A 397-nucleotide genomic window follows, 5' to 3' on the forward strand; every position below is an offset into this window, starting at 1 on the left:
GGTCAGCAGGTCTGCCGTCTTCATAGACCGCGTGTGTCAGGACGCATGTTCAGAATACGAAGCGGAGAAATCGAAGATACGTGAAGAAAATAGTTCTGTAAACACGGAACTCGAACGCGCAATGTCGACATCATGCACAGATTCTTTGGGCGCATACAAAATCGATTCATATTACAATCTCACAGGAAACCATATTGCCATTGAGTTTTGGACGAATGACCGGGAACCATTCCCGAGAAAGTCCTGGCACCAGCTCGTAGATACCGTTGGCGTCAGACTCGGTACGATCGGTCGACCGCAAGTCAACAGTAAAGGCGATGCCCGATCCCTGGTTTGGTTTCCGATAATTCACGCCGGAAGGATTTGCCTTGAAAGCGTTACAGACGTTCTTCAGAAG

Annotated in this window: 1 protein-coding gene; it reads right to left on the reverse strand. The window is 48.9% G+C overall.

What is annotated here, in order from left to right:
- Positions 1 to 166: 166 nt before the first annotated feature.
- The coding region (locus MTX35_RS25430) for a hypothetical protein (protein ID WP_243597489.1) at positions 167 to 397 on the reverse strand (231 nt) is incomplete at its 5' end.

The sequence above is a fragment of the Rhodococcus sp. ARC_M12 genome (assembly GCF_022810385.1).
Taxonomy (GTDB): Bacteria; Actinomycetota; Actinomycetes; order Mycobacteriales; family Mycobacteriaceae; genus Rhodococcoides; species Rhodococcoides navarretei.